General features: G+C 35.0%; 21 protein-coding genes. 1 reads left to right on the forward strand and 20 read right to left on the reverse strand.

Annotated features, from left to right (window positions below):
- Positions 1-36: 36 nt before the first annotated feature.
- From codY to AC07SW_RS00735, 18 genes are all read right to left on the reverse strand, one after another.
- Positions 37-834 carry a GTP-sensing pleiotropic transcriptional regulator CodY gene (gene codY, locus AC07SW_RS00650; protein ID WP_034569672.1) on the reverse strand — a complete coding sequence of 266 codons (798 nt, stop codon included), beginning with the start codon at positions 832-834 and terminating at the stop codon, positions 37-39.
- Positions 835-852: 18 nt separating this feature from the next.
- Complete coding sequence (gene hslU / locus AC07SW_RS00655) at positions 853-2271, reverse strand: ATP-dependent protease ATPase subunit HslU (RefSeq protein WP_463684572.1); 1419 nt, start codon at positions 2269-2271, stop codon at positions 853-855.
- A 15-nt stretch (positions 2272-2286) separates the two neighbouring features.
- Complete coding sequence (gene hslV / locus AC07SW_RS00660) at positions 2287-2829, reverse strand: ATP-dependent protease subunit HslV (protein ID WP_034569666.1); 543 nt, start codon at positions 2827-2829, stop codon at positions 2287-2289.
- 38 nt (positions 2830-2867) lie between these two features.
- Positions 2868-3767 (reverse strand): tyrosine recombinase XerC, encoded by a 900-nt coding sequence (gene xerC, locus AC07SW_RS00665; RefSeq protein ID WP_463684571.1) that lies wholly within the window; start codon positions 3765-3767, stop codon positions 2868-2870.
- Between the two features lie 64 nt (positions 3768-3831).
- On the reverse strand, positions 3832-5154 hold the full coding sequence (gene trmFO, locus AC07SW_RS00670) for an FADH(2)-oxidizing methylenetetrahydrofolate--tRNA-(uracil(54)-C(5))-methyltransferase TrmFO (protein ID WP_034569662.1): 1323 nt from the start codon (positions 5152-5154) through the stop codon (positions 3832-3834).
- 80 nt (positions 5155-5234) lie between these two features.
- The gene (gene topA, locus AC07SW_RS00675) at positions 5235-7313 is read right to left on the reverse strand and encodes a type I DNA topoisomerase (protein WP_074402720.1); all 2079 of its coding nucleotides are present in this window, start codon (positions 7311-7313) and stop codon (positions 5235-5237) included.
- Between the two features lie 222 nt (positions 7314-7535).
- Positions 7536-8399, reverse strand: a complete 864-nt coding sequence (gene dprA, locus AC07SW_RS00680) for a DNA-processing protein DprA (protein WP_463684567.1) — start codon at positions 8397-8399, stop codon at positions 7536-7538.
- Positions 8400-8491: 92 nt separating this feature from the next.
- On the reverse strand, positions 8492-9274 hold the full coding sequence (rnhB, locus tag AC07SW_RS00685; RefSeq protein ID WP_135023648.1) for a ribonuclease HII: 783 nt from the start codon (positions 9272-9274) through the stop codon (positions 8492-8494).
- A 2-nt stretch (positions 9275-9276) separates the two neighbouring features.
- Positions 9277-10140 carry a ribosome biogenesis GTPase YlqF gene (gene ylqF, locus AC07SW_RS00690; protein WP_034569655.1) on the reverse strand — a complete coding sequence of 288 codons (864 nt, stop codon included), beginning with the start codon at positions 10138-10140 and terminating at the stop codon, positions 9277-9279.
- A gap of 86 nt (positions 10141-10226) precedes the next feature.
- A complete protein-coding gene (gene lepB / locus AC07SW_RS00695; protein WP_119908069.1) occupies positions 10227-10883 on the reverse strand; it encodes a signal peptidase I in 657 nt (218 codons plus the stop codon).
- A 27-nt stretch (positions 10884-10910) separates the two neighbouring features.
- On the reverse strand, positions 10911-11450 hold the full coding sequence (lepB, locus tag AC07SW_RS00700; protein ID WP_311780827.1) for a signal peptidase I: 540 nt from the start codon (positions 11448-11450) through the stop codon (positions 10911-10913).
- Between the two features lie 159 nt (positions 11451-11609).
- Entirely contained in the window at positions 11610-13076 is a 1467-nt protein-coding gene (locus AC07SW_RS00705) for a S41 family peptidase (protein WP_463684564.1), read from the reverse strand.
- Between the two features lie 18 nt (positions 13077-13094).
- The gene (gene deoD, locus AC07SW_RS00710) at positions 13095-13808 is read right to left on the reverse strand and encodes a purine-nucleoside phosphorylase (RefSeq protein WP_119908071.1); all 714 of its coding nucleotides are present in this window, start codon (positions 13806-13808) and stop codon (positions 13095-13097) included.
- Positions 13809-13823: 15 nt separating this feature from the next.
- Positions 13824-14063 carry a YozE family protein gene (locus AC07SW_RS00715; protein ID WP_034569642.1) on the reverse strand — a complete coding sequence of 80 codons (240 nt, stop codon included), beginning with the start codon at positions 14061-14063 and terminating at the stop codon, positions 13824-13826.
- Positions 14060-14581, reverse strand: coding sequence for a peptide-methionine (S)-S-oxide reductase MsrA (msrA, locus tag AC07SW_RS00720; protein WP_463684563.1), 522 nt, complete (start codon positions 14579-14581; stop codon positions 14060-14062). Before msrA ends, AC07SW_RS00715 begins: the two co-directional genes overlap by 4 nt.
- 12 nt (positions 14582-14593) lie before the next feature.
- Entirely contained in the window at positions 14594-15223 is a 630-nt protein-coding gene (locus AC07SW_RS00725; protein ID WP_135023656.1) for a YpmS family protein, read from the reverse strand.
- A 27-nt stretch (positions 15224-15250) separates the two neighbouring features.
- Positions 15251-16120: an SGNH/GDSL hydrolase family protein gene (locus AC07SW_RS00730; RefSeq protein ID WP_494632074.1), complete on the reverse strand. Its 870-nt coding sequence runs from the start codon at positions 16118-16120 to the stop codon at positions 15251-15253.
- A gap of 80 nt (positions 16121-16200) precedes the next feature.
- Positions 16201-17043 (reverse strand): DegV family protein, encoded by an 843-nt coding sequence (locus tag AC07SW_RS00735; protein WP_463684560.1) that lies wholly within the window; start codon positions 17041-17043, stop codon positions 16201-16203.
- 195 nt (positions 17044-17238) lie between these two features.
- Here AC07SW_RS00735 and trhA point away from each other — a divergent pair, with 195 nt between their 5' ends.
- On the forward strand, positions 17239-17898 hold the full coding sequence (trhA, locus tag AC07SW_RS00740; protein WP_034569633.1) for a PAQR family membrane homeostasis protein TrhA: 660 nt from the start codon (positions 17239-17241) through the stop codon (positions 17896-17898).
- 50 nt (positions 17899-17948) lie between these two features.
- On the opposite strand, the gene AC07SW_RS00745 is transcribed toward trhA, so the two are convergent.
- Both AC07SW_RS00745 and AC07SW_RS00750 read right to left on the reverse strand, forming a co-directional pair.
- Positions 17949-18437, reverse strand: a complete 489-nt coding sequence (locus AC07SW_RS00745; protein ID WP_034569632.1) for a dihydrofolate reductase — start codon at positions 18435-18437, stop codon at positions 17949-17951.
- A 24-nt stretch (positions 18438-18461) separates the two neighbouring features.
- Positions 18462-19409 carry a thymidylate synthase gene (locus tag AC07SW_RS00750; protein ID WP_135018548.1) on the reverse strand — a complete coding sequence of 316 codons (948 nt, stop codon included), beginning with the start codon at positions 19407-19409 and terminating at the stop codon, positions 18462-18464.
- Positions 19410-19436: the final 27 nt, after the last annotated feature.

Genomic DNA, 19436 nt, shown 5'->3' on the forward strand with positions numbered 1-19436 from the left:
AATGATTTCGATAAACTTTATCGAAATCATTTTTGTTTAATAAACAGATTCTTTAGCAAGGGCTTCTATAAATTTTGGATTATTTACCCGAATATAGGTCCCTTTCATTCCAAGTGAACGAGATTCAATAATCCCACCTGATTCAAGTTTTCTTAATGCGTTAACAATAACTGAACGAGTGATGCCAATTTTATCAGCAATACTAGATGCCGTTAGACGTCCTTCTAAGCCATCTAGTTCATTAAATATGGCTTTAACGGCTTTTAGTTCACTATAAGAAAGTGTTTTAATCGCCATTTGAACAATCGCCAAACTTCTTGTTTCTTCTTCGATTTGATTTGATTTGTGGTATAAAATTTCCATTCCCACCACAGTTGCACTGTATTCTGCTAAAATTAAATCTCCATCATCAAACGCCGAATGCAAACGTGCTAATATAATCGTTCCTAATCGTTCGCCAGCAGCACGAATGGGGACAATCGTTGTTAGCCCTTCAGCAAATAGGTCACGATTTTCAATTGGAAAAGCTGTATAGTCACTTTCTACACCTATATTCGATTTTGTTTCAGTAATACCTAACATGTTAGCTGTATAATCTGCTGGGAATTTTTCATCAACAAGCATTTGTTTCACTCGCTCATTGTTAATCCCGTGTTTTTCATTGTATCCAAGTAATACTCCGTTCTCACTAATCAAGTAGGTATTCGCATCTAGAGTATCTCCTAATATCTCTGCCATATTGTTAAATGGCAAACGATCAGAAACCGACGCTACACCGCCTTTTTGTTGCAGCATACTGCTGATTTTACGCATTTTAAGAAGTAAATTGTTCACTCGTTTTTCCTCCAGCTCTTATAAGATATAACGACTTAAGTCTTTATCTTGGACAATATAGTCAATTTTATCGTTCACATAGTTTTCTGTAATTGTAATTTCTCCCATATGCATATCTGGAGCTTCAAATAATAAATCTTCTAATAATTTTTCTAAAATTGTATGCAGACGGCGTGCGCCAATATTATCGGTTTCGTGATTCACCTTAAAGGCAATCTCTGCTAAACACTCAATCGCTTCAAAGGTAAAGGTTACTTTGATATTTTCCGTTCCAAGCATTGCAATGTATTGTTTAATCAATGCGTTATTAGGTTCTGTTAAAATCTTAACAAAATCACTTGCATCTAAATCATTCAGTTCTACACGAATTGGAAAACGTCCTTGCAATTCTGGAATCAAATCGCTTGGTTTAGAAACATGGAATGCTCCTGAAGCGATAAATAAGATATGATCTGTTTGGATCGTGCCATATTTTGTATTGACTTGTGATCCTTCAACAATGGGTAAGATATCACGCTGCACACCCTCACGAGAAACTTCTCCAGACTGACTTGCTTTAGAAGTTATTTTATCAATTTCATCAATAAAGATAATCCCTGTATTTTGAGCAAGTTTAATGGCTTGTGAATGAATGTCTTCTGGGTTAACGAGCTTTTCAGATTCTTCTTGGATAAAGATTTTAATTGCTTCTTGAACAGTCACTGTCCGTTTGATTTTGCGTTTTGGAGTTAAGGCTCCTAAGGTATCATTCAAATCAATCCCCATTTGTTCAAGGCCAGCTCCCATAGGAGAATTGACCGGTTTTTTACTCTCATTCACTTCAATTGTTAATTCTCTTTGATCTAGCAAGCCATCCCGAATTTGTTGCTTCATTGTTTCACGATTTGATGAAATCGTTTCGGTCACTTCTTCCTCGACCTCTTCTTGATTAAATTGAGCCATATCAACACCCATATTTTGAAACATATTTTCAAAAGGATTTAAATTAGCAGCCTTTTTCTTTTCCTTTTTAATTCCTGGAACAAGTAATTTGGCTACACGATCAATTGCGCGTTTTTCAGCTTGTGAATAGACATTTGAATATTGTTGCTTTTGAACAATTTGGATACTGACTTCAACTAAGTCACGAACCATCGATTCCACATCACGTCCAACATAGCCTACTTCAGTAAATTTTGTTGCTTCTACTTTGATAAAAGGCGCATTGACGATTTTTGCTAAACGACGTGCAATTTCCGTTTTACCTACGCCAGTAGGCCCAATCATTAACATATTTTTGGGCGTAATTTCTTGTTGCATTTCTTCTTCTAACTGTAGGCGACGGTAACGATTACGTAAAGCTACCGCAACTGATTTTTTAGCTTCATTTTGTCCAATAATGTATTTATCAAGTTCTTGAACGATTTCTCTAGGAGTCATATTAATAGTTGTATTCATTGTAGACACTTCCTTTTAAAGTTTTTCCACGATAATATTATGATTGGTAAAGACACAGATATCTGCTGCTACCGTTAAGCTCTCTTTGGCAATTTCACTTGCACTTAAATGTTGACCGTGTTTTTTTAATGCTCGGCCTGCTGAAAGTGCATAATTCCCACCAGAGCCAATCGCTAAGATACCATCATCCGGTTCAATCACTTCACCACCGCCACTCACCATTAGCATTTCATCTTTATTCATGACAATTAATAATGCTTCAAGTTTTTGCATTGCACGATCTGTACGCCATTCTTGAGCTAGCTCTACTGCAGCTCGTTTTAAATTGCCTTTGTATTCATTTAATTTAGCTTCAAATTTTTCTTCTAATGTAAAAGCATCTGCTACACTTCCAGCAAATCCAACTAGCACTTCACCGTTATAAATACGACGAACTTTACGTGCTGTGCCTTTCATGATAACAGATTCTCCCATCGTTACCTGACCATCGCCAGCCATTGCACATTCCCCGTTATGACTCACTGCAAAAATCGTTGTTGCGTGAAAAGTTGTTGTCATTGTTTATTCCTCCTATTAATTCATTTCTTCTTAAAGCATTACGCTCTTGGATGAAATTGTCGGTAATTTTTTTGTAAATGCTCTTTCGTTACATGAGCATAAATTTGTGTCGAAGAAAGACTTGCATGACCTAATAATTCCTGAACAGTTCGCATATCTGCACCATTATTCAATAAATGAGTAGCAAATGTATGGCGCAACATGTGAGGATGAATATTAGAGGTTAAACTGCTTTTTTTTATTACTTGGTTTAATACATATTCAATTCCAGTTGACGTTATCTGATCGCCATAATGATTTACAAATAAATAGGGATGTTCTTTATGGTATTTTGTCATTAAAGGTGTTCGGCATTTTTCAAGGTACTCTTTAATCGCAATTGCTGCATAATGCCCAAATGGAACGTAACGTTCTTTGTTGCCTTTCCCATGAACTAGCAGCACCCCTAATTCAAAATCTAAGTCTTTGATTTGGATATTGCTACACTCGCTAACTCGAATACCAGTACCATACAATACTTCTAATAAAGCTTCATTCCGAAAATCTAACAATCTATCTCCTTTTACGGCTGTAAACAGGGCTTCCATTTCCTTTTCATAAAAAAAGCGTGGCAATCTTAGTGATTTTTTTTTCAAATGAATATATGAAAAAGGATTGTCTTCTACTAGTTGGTCTTTCAATAAAAATTGATAGAACGCTCGCATACTTGATATTTTTCTTGAAACTGAGTTGCGACTTAACTGTTTTTCATTTAATAAACCTAAATAAATTCGAACGTCAGAAAGCGTAACTGCTTTGAAAGAAGCTTCACCAGTTTCTTCAAGAAATTTTTTAAACTCTAGAATATCTTCTTCATAGGCTTTTTTTGTTAATTCAGAGTAATGTCTTTCAATCATTAAATACTGTAAAAAAATAGAAATCCATTGTGACTCATCCAAAAAAATCCCCCCTGTTGATACGACAAAGATACTTTATCATATCAACAAAGAGAATTCAATCTATTCAGACCTCTATTGAGAGAATTTTCTTTAAATTTAAAATACTTTCTAATGCCCGATTTGCATACGCTTCATTTCGAAGTTTTTTATCTCTAATTTTTTCTGGTAAGGGTGGAAACAAACCAAAATTTGCATTCATTGGTTGAAAATAGTTGCTATCGGCATGGGTAATATAATAAGCCATACTGCCAAGCGTAGTTTCTATAGGAAAAGTTACTAATTCTTCTCCTAAAACTAGCTTAGCTGCATTCATTCCCGCAATTAAACCACTTGCGGCACTTTCTACATATCCTTCTACGCCGGTCATTTGTCCAGCAAAAAACAAATCTGAACGTTTTTTTGACTGATAGGTTGCTTTTAATAAGTCAGGAGATTTAATAAACGTATTTCGATGCATAACTCCATATCGAACAATTTCGGCTTGTTCTAAACCTGGAATCAATTGCAAAATCCGTTTTTGCTCTCCCCATTTTAAATGCGTCTGGAAACCAACTAAATTATAAAGAGACCCTGCCGCATTATCTTGCCGTAATTGTACAACTGCAAATGGCCGCTTATCTGTCTTAGGATCTTCTAAGCCAACGGGTTTTAACGGGCCAAATAGCAATGTCTTACGTCCACGTTTGGCCATCACTTCAACAGGCATACAGCCTTCAAAGAATTTTTCCTTTTCAAACGATTTTAACGGTGCTACTTCAGCTCCAATTAATTCATCATAAAAGCGATTAAACTCTTCTTCATTCATTGGACAATTTAAATAGGCAGCCTCACCGTTATCATATCTGGACTTTAAATATACTTTATCAAAATCAATGCTATTTTTATCAATAATTGGTGCAGCCGCATCATAGAAATATAGTCCATCTGATTCGGTAAATTCTGCAATCTCTTTTGCTAGAGCAACAGATGTTAACGGGCCTGTTGCAACAACAGTCGGTCCCTTCGGTAATGTTTTGATTTCCTCAGAAAAAATTTTTATCAATGGATGCTTTTTAATTCTTTCCGTTACACCTTGCGAAAATTTATCTCGATCAACAGCTAATGCTCCGCCTGCAGGAATTGCATTTTGATCTGCTTCACTAATGATAAGCGAATTAAATTGTCGCATCTCTTCTTTTAATAAACCCGCTGCATTCGTTAGCTGGTTCGCTCTCAATGAGTTGCTACAAACTAACTCAGCAAAATCTGACGTATGATGAGCTTCTGTATTTTTTACTGGACGCATTTCATAAAGATGAACCTCAATTCCTCTTTCAGCAATCTGAAAAGCCGCCTCACTTCCTGCTAATCCGGCTCCGATAACGTTTACAAAACTTGTTTCAACCAATAATATTACCTTCTTTCATCTTATTCCATTAAAAGATTAAAGAAAAAAAGAAGCAAAAACTTCTTTTTTCCCTAAATAAATTATTTTTGAACCGCTTCTTGGTAATCACAATTGCTACAAACAACTTGCTTGCCGCCTTTTAATTTTTTCTCAACTAAATAATGCTCGCACTTAGGACAATCACGTCCAACTGGTTTATCCCATGATACAAATTCGCACTCTGGGTACTTGTCACACCCATAGAACAAACGATTTTTCTTCGATTTACGTTCTATGACATTACCTTTTTTACAAGTAGGGCATGTTACGCCAATTTCTTTTACAATGGCTTTTGTATTTCGACATTCAGGAAAATTACTACAAGCATAAAATTTACCGTATCTGCCTAATTTGATTACCATCGGATGGCCACATAATTCACAATCAAATCCTGCTGGCTCATCTTTGATTTGAATTTTTTCAATTCCTTCTTCTGCTTTTTCAACTTCAATCGCAAAAGGTTTATAGAATCGATCAATTACACCAACCCAGTTTTCTTTGCCTTCTTCCACATGATCAAGCTGTTGTTCCATTTCAGCAGTGAAATGAATGTCAACAATTTGTGGGAAAAACTCCACAATCATGGTATTTACGATATCGCCTAGTTCTGTTGGCTCAAAACGTTTGCTTTGTAATTTTACATAGTAGCGACGTTGAATCGTCTCTAATGTAGGTGCATATGTGGAAGGTCTCCCTACGCCATTTTCTTCAAGAGAACGAATTAAGGTCGCTTCAGTAAAACGAGCAGGTGGTTGAGTAAAGTGTTGTTTAGGTTCAATATCAACTGATTTAACAGTATCCCCTTTTTCCATCTCAGGAAGAATATTGTCCTTTTCTTCTTTACCTTCGTCATTGCCTTCAATATAAACTTTAGTGAATCCTGCAAATTTAATTTTTTGACCATTTGCTCTAAATAAGACATCATTTTGAACCAAATCAACTTTCATTGTGTCAAAAACTGCTGGTGTCATTTGACTAGCTACAAATCGCGACCAAATTAACTTATAAAGTTTTAATTGATCTTTTGATAGATGCTTTTCTAATTCTGTAGGTGTTCTAAGCACACTTGAAGGACGAATCGCTTCATGGGCATCTTGCGCACCTTGAGCATTTTTTGATTTTTTAAATTTGGTTGCAGAATATTCCTCACCATATTCTTTTACGATAAATTCAGCTGCTTCAGCTTTAGCGCTATCTGCAATTCGAGTTGAATCGGTTCTCATATAAGTAATCAAACCAACTGCGCCGCCACGTCCAAGTGAAATTCCTTCGTATAATTGTTGGGCAACCATCATCGTTTTCCTTGTTCTAAAGTTTAATTTACGTGCAGCTTCTTGTTGTAAGCTACTTGTTGTAAAAGGAAGAGCTGCATTTCGTTTGCGTTCTTTTTTTGTAACATTAGTAACTTCAAAATCAGGACCATCTAATCTTTTAATAACTTCTTGTACTTCTTCAGTATTTTTCAAGGCAACTTTTTTGTTTTTTAAGCCATAAAAATTCGCTTTAAACTTTTTCGTTCCTTTTTTGAAATTTCCACCAATCGTCCAGTACTCTTCTGGTTTAAAAGCGATAATTTCTTTTTCACGGTCAATAATCAATTTTAATGCAACGGATTGAACGCGACCTGCACTAAGTCCTTTTTTTACTTTTTTCCATAAAATAGGGCTGATTGTATAACCTACTAATCGATCTAAGATACGTCTAGCTTGTTGTGAATCGACTAAATCCATATTAATCGAACGAGGTTCTTTAAATGCTCCTTTAACAGCCTCTTTAGTAATTTCATTGAAAACCACTCTATTTTTATCTTCAATATCCAGATTCAGTAAGTGTGAAAGGTGCCATGCGATAGCTTCCCCTTCTCTATCTGGATCGGCTGCGAGATAAACTTTGTCTGCTTTTTTAGCAAACTTTTTTAATTCCTTAATTAAGTCACCTTTACCTCGAATTGAGATATAGTGAGGTTCATAGTTATTTTCAACGTCAACACCCATTTTACTTTTTGGAAGATCTCTAATATGTCCTAGACTAGCGACTACTTTATAATTTTTCCCTAGGTATTTTTCAATAGTTTTTGCTTTTGCGGGTGATTCAACAATCACCAAATATTTATAGGCCACAAAGTTGCTCCTTTCGAATGAGCTTTTATTTAATGATAAATTAAAAACTGAAATCGTTTATCATCTTATGCCATCTAGTAGCACTTTGTCAACTAACTGTTCTAAAATTTTGTATTTATATAGTAGGAAAAATTAAAAATAAAGAGGTTCTAATAGATAACAACGTTGATATTAAGGTGTTTCCAGCCCTTATTTAATTTTTTAAAAATTTTTTTATTATTTTTACAAATCTTCTAAGATTTGTTCGGCATCTACAACACATTTTGCTCCATTTAAAAGAAGTTCATTGGTTCCTTTTGAATAAGAGCTTAAAATACTTCCAGGAACTGAAAAAACTTCGCGCCCTTCTTGTAAAGCTAAATTAGCAGTAATTAAGCTACCACTTCTTTTTTTAGCTTCAACAACTAATGTCCCTAAGCTTATACCTGCTATAATACGATTTCTTAATGGAAAATGATGTCTTTCTGGAGCTGATCCCATGGGATATTCTGATACCAATAGATGATTTTTCGCAATTTCCAGTTGCAAATCCTTATTGCTTTTTGGGTAAGCTAAGTCTAAACCCGTTCCGACTATTGCAATGGTTTTGCCTTTTAAGTTAATTGTTTTTTCATGAACTTCAGCATCGATTCCCTTAGCTAATCCACTTACAGTAACAATTTGATGTTTAAGCAATTTCGGTAAAAATAAATTTAAAACGGCACTTCCATATGCTGTTTTTAAACGTGAACCTACAATTGCTAATAAATTTTCTTTTAATAAGTCTTTATCTCCTTGATAAAAAAGTAGGGCGGGTGGATTGTAAATTTCTTTTAAATAGCTTGGATAATCGTCGTCTAAGATAGTAATCCAATTAATATTTTTTTCTTTATAATAATTAAGAGCCGCTTGACGATCTATTTTTTCGTAGCTTTCATAAAATAACTTCGTGTTTTTTGAACTTAAATTAGCACTAAATGCTAACTCAAATAATGACAAGGATGGATTCTCCATTAATTCTGCAACCATTCGAATGCTGCTACTTGCTCCAACTCCATGACAATGTGCCAGATGAAACAACCATTCATTTAATTCTGTTACATTCATATGCGTATCTCCTTTTTTAATAGTGTATATTCTTACTATTCGCCAAAAAGAGTCCATTCATTTAAAAAAAGAAAGACAAAGAGAATTTCTCTTTATCTTTCTTTCAATAATTGATTTTTAACTGGAGCAAAGGTTTTCCGATGAATCGGGGTAACTCCATACTTTTCTAAACCTTCTAAATGCACTTTTGTTCCATAACCCGCATTTTTATCAAATCCGTATCCAGGATATTGCTCGTCATAATCTTTCATCATTCGATCTCTGGTCACTTTTGCTACAATGCTTGCAGCTGCAATTGACAAACTTCTAGCATCTCCTTTAATAATACTTGTTTGTGGAATAGGGAGATCTAATTGCATCGCATCAATCAATAGATGTTGAGGATCAATTGTTAAGTTTTCAACTGCTTCAATCATCGCCAATTTAGTAGCTTGATAGATATTTACTTGATCAATAGTGGACTCGTCTTTAATCCCAACTCCAATCGCCAATGCTTCATCCTTAATTTTTTCAAATAAAGCATCACGTTTCGCTTCAGATAATTGTTTGGAATCATTGATTTCTAATACATGAAAATTTTTAGGTAAAATAACTGCTGCTGCGACAACTGGACCAGCTAATGGACCACGGCCGACTTCGTCAATACCTGCAATATGAAGACAATTTTTTTGCCATAATTCTTCTTCAAACTGCAACATTTCTTGATGTTTTTCCTCTAGCTTAAGTGCATCGGCTTGTTTTTTATGCCAGGCTTTAATCGCGATTTGAACACCTTTACGCTCATCATTAGTTAAACGTTCAAATAACGGATCATTTGTCGTATTAATCGTTTTTAATAGTTCTTTCACTTCTAGAATAGTCAATTTTTTATCCATACTTACGCCTCTTCTATTGTTTCAAAATGAACTGGCGCATGATCCAATGTATAGCGTCCCACTTTACCACTTCGAATTTCATAGACAATCATTTCACTTGCTCTAGAGTAATCATCTCTAAAACCCCTTTTTTCACTAATTAGCATCAATAATTCTGGTAAATCTAAAGCTAATTCTTCTTGGTTGATTTTAAAACGCTTCATCAATTGTTGTGGGTAATAAGTTCTCATAATATTTAAGCCGTATAGAGCAATATCATCCATTTGTAATAGATTGTCTTTAATTGCTCCCGTTAAAGCTAATTTTTTTCCGATTTCAGGATCTTCAAATTTGGGCCATAGAATTCCTGGGGTGTCTAACAATTCCAATTCTTTGCCTAATTTCAACCATTGTTGCCCTTTTGTGACCCCAGGCTTATTCCCGGTTTTAGCAATATTTTTTTTGATAAAACGATTGATTAACGTTGATTTCCCAACGTTTGGAATTCCAATACTCATAGCACGAATCGCTCGTGGATTAATCCCCTTGCTTTTCATACGATCAAATTTTTCTTTTAATAGCAATTTCGCTTCAGCCATTACTTTTTGCATGCCTTTGCCTTCTTGCGCAATAATTGGAACAGCAGAAATTCCTTGCTCTTTAAAATATAAAACCCATGCTTTAGTCTGTCTTTCATCAGCTAAATCACTTTTGTTCAAAATAATAACACGCGGTTTTTGTCCAATTAATTCATCCAAGATTGGATTTCGACTTGAAAGTGGTAGTCTAGCATCTACTAGTTCAAAAACGACGTCTACTAATTTTAATTTTTCGGATACTTCTCTTCTTGCTTTGGCCATATGACCAGGAAACCATTGGATTGTCATGTTGTTGCTCCTCTATACTTAAAATTTATCGGTTAGCGAACATCAGTAAAAGAAATGACCTAAAAGCTGTCATTTCATTCACTAAATTATTCAGTTTTTAGTGTTCCAAAATGAGTAAACGGCCAAATGCGAAGATCTGTCGTTCCAGAAATCGTATCAATATGCACAAACCCAAAAATACGACTATCTTTTGAATTACCTCGATTATCTCCCATTACAAAATATTCATTTTCTGGGACTTTAGCAACACCCGTTTTCCCCATTAAGGTAAAGTCACCAGTTAATAGTTGCCCTTTTTCTTTCAATTTCTTTTTGTATTGATCTAGATAAGGCTCTTGAACCGCTTTGCCATTCAAATACAAAACATCGTCTTGCATCGAAATTTCATCCCCTGGCAAACCAATCACACGTTTAATATATTCTTTGTCTGGTGCGTCAGGTGCTGGGAAAACAATAATATCGAACCGATCCACTTTTTTTATTTTGTTTAAAATCAAGCGGTCATGGTTTTCTAGCGTTGGCATCATTGACTCTCCATCTACACTTACTGGTGCAAATAAAAACTGACGAATCAACAAACATATCGCTAATGCCACGACAATATAAACAAAGGTACTTAGAATTTCATTTTTTTTGCCTTTTTTTGACCTTTTTTTTCTTGTTTTAGAATGATGTGCCTTACTACGAGGCTCAAAAATTTCTGCAGATTCATCTCGTCCATCTGAATAATTCGTTCTACTCATATCATTTCCTACTTTCTTTTATCAGCATTAATAAACACTTATTCTATTAAACGGAAAATACACTAAAATCGTTTTCCCAATAATCTCATCTTTGGCAATCGATCCAAAAACACGACTGTCATTGCTTGACCTACGATTGTCCCCTAAAACAAAATACTCATTTTCAGGAACTTTTTTCTCACCTGTCAATTGCTGTAATTCAAAATCAGATGTCCACGTTTCTCCAGCCTGCGTTACTAGTTTATTTTTTAAAAAAGGCTCGTTGATTTTATGATTATTAATATAAAGTTGATCATTACGATAGGCAATCGATTCACCCGGTAGTCCAATAATTCTTTTCACTAAGGTTCGATTAGACGCATCCTTAAAAACAATAATATCAAAACGTTTGATTTTTGAAAATGATTCAACGACCATTTGATCTCCTTGATGCAGTGTTGGAATCATAGATGATCCTTGTACATTCATTGGAATAAAAATAAAATTTCTTAAAATAGCAGTGAGGACAATCGCTAAGACAGCGGCTTTAAACCAATCCCATAAATGATCTCTCCAAGTTTTTTTCATGTCCTTTCGCTCCAAACTTGTAAACTTTACTACCTTCTATCATACAAGAAAATGACTGAAATAACTATTATTTTACTACATTTCATTTTTTTTTTTTTAATCCTTCAAAAAAAGACCCTATTTCCTAATTAAATTTTAGAAAATAGAGTTCTTTTTTTATTATTTTGTTTGTAAATAAGAAACAGCTTTTTCATATTGCGTGTCATTTTGTTTCATTAGTTCTCGTAATGCTTCGATTAATGCGGTAGATGTTTTATCTGTCACAATGCCATCAGAAGGTAAATTATGGGCAGTTTGAAAGGCCTTAACCGCTTCGGTTGTTCCTGTTCCAAAGTAACCATTTGCGTCATTAGAAGTAAAACCTAATGCGTTTAAAACACTTTGCAAGTTCTTCACTTCATCTGACACATCATTTTGTTGATAGGTTTTCTTTGGATCAATTAGTAATAATTTTGTATAAGTTGGCAAATCAATGGCAATTGTGGGTTCGATGCCTTTTTTATTAATCCATTGACCAGATGGTGTTAACCATTTAGCAATTGTCATTTTCAATTCACTCTTATCATCAAAAGTTGCTACTGTTTGAACCGTTCCTTTACCAAAGGTTTTCGTACCAATGATGGTCGTGTTCGCTGACTCTTTTAAAGCACCTGCTAAAATTTCAGAAGCACTGGCGCTCCCTTCATCTACTAACAATGTGATAGGTTCTGTTACTTTAAAGTCGCCTAACGTTGCATCAGCTTTCATAATATCTGCTTTTTTGTCTCGTTCTTTCGTTTGCATCAAGACTTTGCCATCCTCTACAAACATGTTAGAAATTTTTAATGCTTGATCTAATAAACCACCTGGATTTCCACGAACATCTAGTATAAAGGATTTTGCACCTTTTCCACGTAAATCTTTGACTGCTTTTTCAACTTCAGAAGCAGTTGGTTGTGAAAAATTCGTAATTTGGATATATCCAATTGTTGGATCTTTTTCATCCAGACGACTTTTTACTGTTTCAACTGGAATCGTATCACGTTTTAACGTTACATCAAAGGTAGTTGTTCCTCTTTGGATTTTCAAGACAACGTCGGTCCCTTTTTCACCACGAATATACGAAACTGCTTTATTTAAAGTCAGACCTGCCATCTCATGATCGTCTACTTTTAAAATAACATCATTTGGCAAAAGTCCTGCTTTTTCAGCTGGCGAACCCGCAATTGGAGAAACAATGGTGATGGCGTCATTTTGATTCATTACTTCCGCACCAATTCCTTCAAAAGAAGCTGAAATCGTGCTGTCTAAATCCGTTGCCTCTGCAACATCTAGGTATTGCGTATAAGGATCCCCTGTCGCATTTACCATGCCAGACAAGGCTCCTTCTAATAATTTAGTGCTGTCGACTTTTTTGTAAAATTGAGTCGATAACTTCGAATAGACTTCTTGTAATTTATTGAAATTCTGATCTACTTTAGCCGCATTTGAAGAATCAACGGCTACTTGATTTTGGTTTTTTTCAGTTAGGAAATAAGTTCCACCCACCGCTAATACCGCGACCAAGATAAGAGATGTGACATACACACTTAAAGTAACGTTCTTTTTAGTTTTCTTAGGTTTTAAATCATTCGGTTCTTGATTCAAAGGAACACCTCCACTATTTTATTGTTTTTGTCTAAGAGCTGTTTCCAATGCTACAATCATCATGTCACTAAATGTACGTTCACGCTCATCTGAAGAAGTTTCTTCACCTGTGAAAATATGGTCACTAATCGTTAGAATCGCTAAAGCTTTACGGTTATATTTTGCTGCTAGTGTGTATAAGCCAGCTGCTTCCATTTCAACAGCTAAAATGCCGTAATCCGCTAATTTTACTTTATCAAGTTCTGCGTTATAAAAACGATCTGCTGATAAAATATTTCCAACTTTAACTGATAATCCTTTTTCAATACTAATATCGTAAGCAGTTTTTAAAAGATCAAAATTAGCTAAAGGAGCAAAATCTACTTTCCCATCAAATGCTTGTCGGTTAATAAAAGAATCCGTTGTTGCCCCTTGTCCTAAAACGATATCTCGTACTTTAACGTCTGCTTGCATTCCACCTGCCGTGCCTACACGGATTAGATTTTGAACATTGTAACTATTCATTAGCTCATCAGCATAAATCATCATCGACGGAATGCCCATTCCCGTACCTTGAACAGAAATACGCTCGCCTTTGTATAAACCTGTATAACCAAACATATTTCTAACGCGGTTGTATTGTTCAACATCTGTTAAAAAAGTTTCAGCAATATATTTTGCTCGTAATGGATCCCCTGGCAATAATACCGTTTCTGCAATTTGTCCTTGTGATGCTTCAATATGAATACTCATTTTGTTATTTCCTCCCTAATTTGAACTGCTTAATGTTTGGTTCCGTTCAAGATATCGCTCCCACGCGTTGTCAAAGACACTCATTGAACTTAAATAGTCCCCATAAAACTCTAAATAATCACTTATTTCTTGATAATTTTCTGATTGTTTTGGAAAGCTGACATCCAGGTAAACATCATTAGCAAACTTTGTGACTTCATCATTTTTATGAGGGTCTCGTTCTGTCATTAAAAAATGAAAGAAAGACTGCCTCATTTTAATTCAGCTCCTTTATTCAATTGATAGGATTGTCGTTCATTTTGTTCTGCTTGGTATCGCGCTGGATTCTTTTTATAAAAATCTTGATGCGTATCTTCAGCAGGGTAAAAAGTCGCTACTGGTTGAATTTGTGTGACAATAGGTTTCGAATACATCTTACTTTCAACTAAACGTTGCTTAGAAGCTTCTGCTATTTTACGTTGTTTGCCATCCTTCACAAATATCACAGGTCGATAATTATCACCTCGGTCTTGAAATTGCCCCATGGCATCGGTTGGATCTGTTTGATTCCAGTAAATATCCACCAATTCTTCATAACTAATCAGGTCTGGATCAAAAGTAATTTCAACAGCTTCCGTATGACCCGTTGTTTTTGTTAGAACTTCTTCATACGTTGGATTTTCTACGTGCCCTCCCGTGTATCCGGAAATCACTTTTTCAATCCCTTTCATCTGATCAAAAGGCGCTACCATGCACCAAAAGCAGCCGCCGGCAAAAATCGCTGTCTCCTTCATTAACAGTCCCCCTTATTTCTTAACAAGTTCTTCTAATGGCAAATAGACACTAAATCGAATGTCGTCATTTTTCAAATCGAATTTTTTAGCTTTTATTTTCAAGCCATTTTCTAACTTATACTCATCCAAGTTTAAAACAATTAATTGTTTTTTACTATCGATTTGTACCCATTTAGGCAAGTTATATTGTTTGGAAATCAAATTCATCACGTACCCGATCGGTAAATTTAACTTTCCAATGCTTAAATTCGTTGCTTTTAACTGAACATTGCCGTTTTCCATTACAAAGGGATCTAAATATAGATAAAAATGAACATCATGATTAAAGAGTTTAAACGTGCCGATTACTTCAGCTTGTTCATTGAACACTAACTGATATTGGATGTCTCCTTTTTTTATAAAGCGATCAATCCCATGAGCAACGATTTCATTGACTTCTTTTTTATGAGTACTCACTTCAAATGAAACATCTTCTGTTTTCTGCACTTTTTTTTGCTCAGTTACAGTATTAACAGGTACAAAAATTTTCGTTCCACCCCAAATACCGATTCCTAATAATATAGCTATTAAAATTAAAAATGCCCATTTCCATGGATTAATAGGATGTTTGAATTGTTTTCTTTGTTTGGTTTCTTCTACCATTTCCTCACTGCTTTCTCTATTTACTTTTTACGGAAGCCATTCTGTTTTTGTTTTCTGCATATTTTCGTAAAGTGCTTTTGCCATTATGTCATAGCCTTCCTCATTAGGATGGAAACTGTCTTCTTCAAATAATAAATCATTGACAATTTCAGCCTTTTGATGAGAAGAAGTAGATGAGGTATCTTCATTTTCAGTAGACTCAACTTGGTTTCCTTTAGAAAGTAAGTCGTTGATTGGAATAAAGTGTGCTTTATTTTGCTCATCAACAACGGATTTCGTTGCATCATTCCATGAATCTACCACTGTCTGCATTTCAGGAACATCTGAAAAGTATAGATAGAAAGGATTGTAAATACCATAAACATAAATCGGCGCTTGTTTATTTAACTTTCGAATTTCTGAAAAAATAGTTTCTACTCGTTGTTTATATGCTGCTTCTGGCTTTGCAAAACTGTCTTCTGTTACTTTTAATAGTTGGGATTTAATCACTTTCATTAAATCATTCCCACCAAAAGTTAAAACAATGACATCTGCGTCTTTCAAAGAATCTTGAATATCTGTTTTCGTTTGAATTCGTTTTAGAATTTGCGTACTTGTATTGCCTGATATCCCATAATTAGCCGTTGTAATATCGTTGATTTTTTTATCTGTTGCGTATAAGTCAGCAATTCTTGAAACGTACCCTTCAGTTGAGGTCCCGTCGCCAATGCCTTCTGTTAAAGAATCTCCTACTGCAACAATGGAAATATCTTTTTTTTGTACTTTATTCGTAATCTTTGTAACTGCCTTTTGAGTTGCTGTCTCATTGCCACTTAAAAAATTCAGCACTTGAAAAACAACAAATGTCGCTACTGCTAAAAAAAGGAGTACGCCTATTAGTGATTTTAACTGTTTCATTTATTTTTCCTTTCTTAATTTAAAAAGAACAGTTCTACTTATAGTAGAATCTGTCCATAAATAATTATGCAGGATACTTACTAATCGGTATAGTACATGACTGCAAAAGCACCTTTACCAGCATGGGTTGAAATAATTGGGCTGGTTAATCTAACGCGCATTGGTACGTCAGGTAATGCTGCTTGAAATTGATTTTTAATTTCTTCGCAAGCCTCTTCATCGTCTGCATATGAAAATGATATTTCACGAATATTAGGTGTTTCTTTTAATTTCTCTTGTAATTCAACAAGCCACTTATTAACTGGTTTCATTCCGCGTCCACGAACACGTAATTCTAATTGTCCTTTTACTTGCTCCATCATCACTTTTACATTTAAAAAGCTTGACAATGCTCCTGCCAGACGACCAATTCTACCACCTTTTACAAGATTTTCTAATGTCACAACACAAATATATAATTTAGTATTGGCTCTCACTTCGTCAATTCGTTTTAAAATAGCTTCTTTATCGGCGTTCGCTAAAGCCATTCTGGCTGCTTCAATTACTTGGAAAGACAAGCCGCGATCCGTAAAATCACTATCGATAACCGTAACTTCTGTTGTCGATAATTGCGCTGCTTGACGAGCGGTATTAACGGTTCCACTAAGATTTTCTGTCATGTGAATAGAAATAACCTCACTGCCATCTTTTCCTAATTCATCATACAGTTCGACAAATTGTCCAATTGGTGGCTGACTTGTTTTTGGTAAAGCTTTTGCTTGTTGCATTTTTTCCATAAATTCTTCTTTTTGCAATGTGACCCCGTCAACATATACAACATCATCGATCATCACTGTTAAAGGCAAAACATGAATCGCTAATTCTTTAATTTCATCTGGTCCTAACTCAGCGGATGAATCTGTTACAATTTTAAATTTCTTCATTTTTTATTAATCCCACTCTTTCTTCTGCAAAAATAGATAGGTTCATGTTATAATGATTAAAACAAATAAGTGAATCACTTAAAAGTGACCTAGCGCTATTTTATTCTTATTAAAATAGTATAACAGATTCTCATATTTTCGTACACTAGGGAAACGTGAGATTTTTTAAAGTTTTAACTTATCGGGGGGATTTAATTGAAGGAAACAACAAACACAACACAACATTTTTCTAAAAGTTACTTAATTGTCAACGAAGTTTTCAATGCGATTACTCATGGAATCGGAGTTGGTTTAAGCATTGCTGGTTTAGTTTTATTATTAATCAAAGGAACCCAAAATGGTTCAGCACTAGAAGTTGTCTCTTACGCAATTTACGGAACAACGTTGATTTTACTTTACCTTGCGTCCACTCTTTTTCATAGCCTAATGTTCACAAAAGCAAAAAAGATTTTTCAAATTTTTGATCATAGCAGTATTTACCTTTTAATTGCTGGAACCTATACTCCTTACTGTTTGGTTACTGTTGGCGGTCCACTAGGTTGGTCATTGTTCGGTGTGATTTGGTTGATGGCTATTCTAGGGGTGGTTTACAAATGCATTTGGTTAGGAAAATATCAAAATGCATCAACGGTCATTTATATTATTATGGGATGGCTATGCTTGATTGCAATGAAACCTTTGTATAGCGGTTTAGGCCCGATTGGTTTTTGGTTATTAGTAGCAGGCGGCGTTTCATTTACCGTCGGAGCTCTGGTTTACAGCATGCGCTCCGTTCGATTTATGCATGTTTTATGGCATCTATTCGTGATGCTTGGCACAGGATTTATGTATTTTTCAATTCTGTTGTATGCTTAAAAAATAAAATTGATAAAAAATGGCAACTTCAAATTGAAGTTGCCATTTTTTTATTTTCTAACATATGTTTCAAAAACATGAGGATAACGGTTTTTTTCGTCTAAAATACCTGGAGTTGCTTCTATGATTTTCCATTCTTGCCAATTTAAAGGTGGAAATTGAGTATCTCCTTTAAATTCACCTTTAATGATTGTGCGATACAAAACATCAGCATCCTCCAAAAAATCTTTAAATACTCCTGTACCACCAGTGATAAACGTATCTTTTTCATAGGTTTTAGCAAAATCCAGTACTTCTTGGCGACTGTGCATCACAGTCACACCAGTTGCTTCATAAGTCGGATCTGTAGTTAAAATAATGTTTATGCGATTTGGTAATGGACGTTTCCCCATTCCTTCAAAGGTTTTTCTGCCCATCACAACTGCATTATGAATTGTTTTTTCTTTAAAAAATTTTAGATCATTCGGCAAACGCCAAGGTAACGTGCCTTGATACCCAATTGTACCATTTTCATCTTGTGCCCATAAATACGCAATCATGAGTTTTCCCCTCTTTTCTATTGATTAAACAGCAATCGGTGCTTTAATTGCTGGATGTGGGTTGTAATCTTCAATTTGAATATCCGCTACATCAAAATCAAAAATACTTGTTTTTTCTTGATTTAATTGTAACGTTGGAAATTCGCGAATACTTCGAGTCAATTGCAGGTTCATTTGATCCATATGGTTCGAGTATAGATGTGCATCCCCAATTGTGTGCACAAAATCCCCCACTTTTAAGCCTACTTCATGGGCAATCAAGTGTGTTAACAACGCATAACTCGCAATGTTGAAAGGAACTCCTAGAAAGATATCTCCACTTCGTTGATACAATTGACAACTTAATTTTCCGTCTGCTACATAAAATTGAAACATCGAATGACATGGAGGCAATGCCATTGATGGAACATCTTCTGGATTCCAAGCGGAAACAATCAAACGTCTTGAATCAGGCGTTTCTTTGATCATTTGAATCACATCTTTTAATTGATCAATGGTTTCTCCTTGAGTTGTTTTCCAATGACGCCACTGAGAACCATAAATATTTCCCAGTTCACCATATGTTTTAGCAAAGTCATCATCTGTTAAAACGCGTTCGCAGAATTTTTTTAATTCTACTTGATAGATTTCATTAAAATCGGCATCTGTAACTGCACGACGACCAAAATTTGTCATATCCGGTCCTGAATAATCTGCACTTTTTACAAAGCGTTCAAATGCCCATTCATCCCAAATATGGTTATTATGCTCTAGTAGATAACGAATATTGGTATCGCCTTTAATAAACCATAATAATTCACTTTTTATTAATCCAAAAGGAACCCTTTTAGTTGTAAGCAGTGGAAAGCCTTTTGACAGATCAAAACGCATTTGATGGCCAAAGATGCTCTTTGTGCCAGTTCCTGTACGATCTGTTTTTACATTTCCAGTTTCCAATACTCTTTTTCCTAATGCTAAATACTCTTTTTCCACATGAACGCCTCCAGTTAATCGATCTTT

It is taken from the genome of Carnobacterium sp. GW821-FHT04C06, from assembly GCF_059420345.1.

What these genes read in the sequence shown, in the direction of transcription:
- hslU (WP_463684572.1), bottom strand. Translation starts at nt 2,271, where the DNA reads ATGAATACAACTATTAATATGACTCCTAGAGAAATCGTTCAAGAACTT.
- hslV (WP_034569666.1), bottom strand. Translation starts at nt 2,829, where the DNA reads ATGACAACAACTTTTCACGCAACAACGATTTTTGCAGTGAGTCATAAC.
- dprA (WP_463684567.1), bottom strand. Translation starts at nt 8,399, where the DNA reads ATGAATGTAACAGAATTAAATGAATGGTTGTTTCATCTGGCACATTGT.
- rnhB (WP_135023648.1), bottom strand. Translation starts at nt 9,274, where the DNA reads ATGGATAAAAAATTGACTATTCTAGAAGTGAAAGAACTATTAAAAACG.
- ylqF (WP_034569655.1), bottom strand. Translation starts at nt 10,140, where the DNA reads ATGACAATCCAATGGTTTCCTGGTCATATGGCCAAAGCAAGAAGAGAA.
- lepB (WP_119908069.1), bottom strand. Translation starts at nt 10,883, where the DNA reads ATGAGTAGAACGAATTATTCAGATGGACGAGATGAATCTGCAGAAATT.
- lepB (WP_311780827.1), bottom strand. Translation starts at nt 11,450, where the DNA reads ATGAAAAAAACTTGGAGAGATCATTTATGGGATTGGTTTAAAGCCGCT.
- deoD (WP_119908071.1), bottom strand. Translation starts at nt 13,808, where the DNA reads ATGAGTATTCATATTGAAGCATCACAAGGACAAATTGCAGAAACGGTA.
- AC07SW_RS00715 (WP_034569642.1), bottom strand. Translation starts at nt 14,063, where the DNA reads ATGAGGCAGTCTTTCTTTCATTTTTTAATGACAGAACGAGACCCTCAT.
- msrA (WP_463684563.1), bottom strand. Translation starts at nt 14,581, where the DNA reads ATGAAGGAGACAGCGATTTTTGCCGGCGGCTGCTTTTGGTGCATGGTA.
- AC07SW_RS00725 (WP_135023656.1), bottom strand. Translation starts at nt 15,223, where the DNA reads ATGGTAGAAGAAACCAAACAAAGAAAACAATTCAAACATCCTATTAAT.
- AC07SW_RS00730 (WP_494632074.1), bottom strand. Translation starts at nt 16,120, where the DNA reads ATGAAACAGTTAAAATCACTAATAGGCGTACTCCTTTTTTTAGCAGTA.
- AC07SW_RS00735 (WP_463684560.1), bottom strand. Translation starts at nt 17,043, where the DNA reads ATGAAGAAATTTAAAATTGTAACAGATTCATCCGCTGAGTTAGGACCA.
- AC07SW_RS00745 (WP_034569632.1), bottom strand. Translation starts at nt 18,437, where the DNA reads ATGATTGCGTATTTATGGGCACAAGATGAAAATGGTACAATTGGGTAT.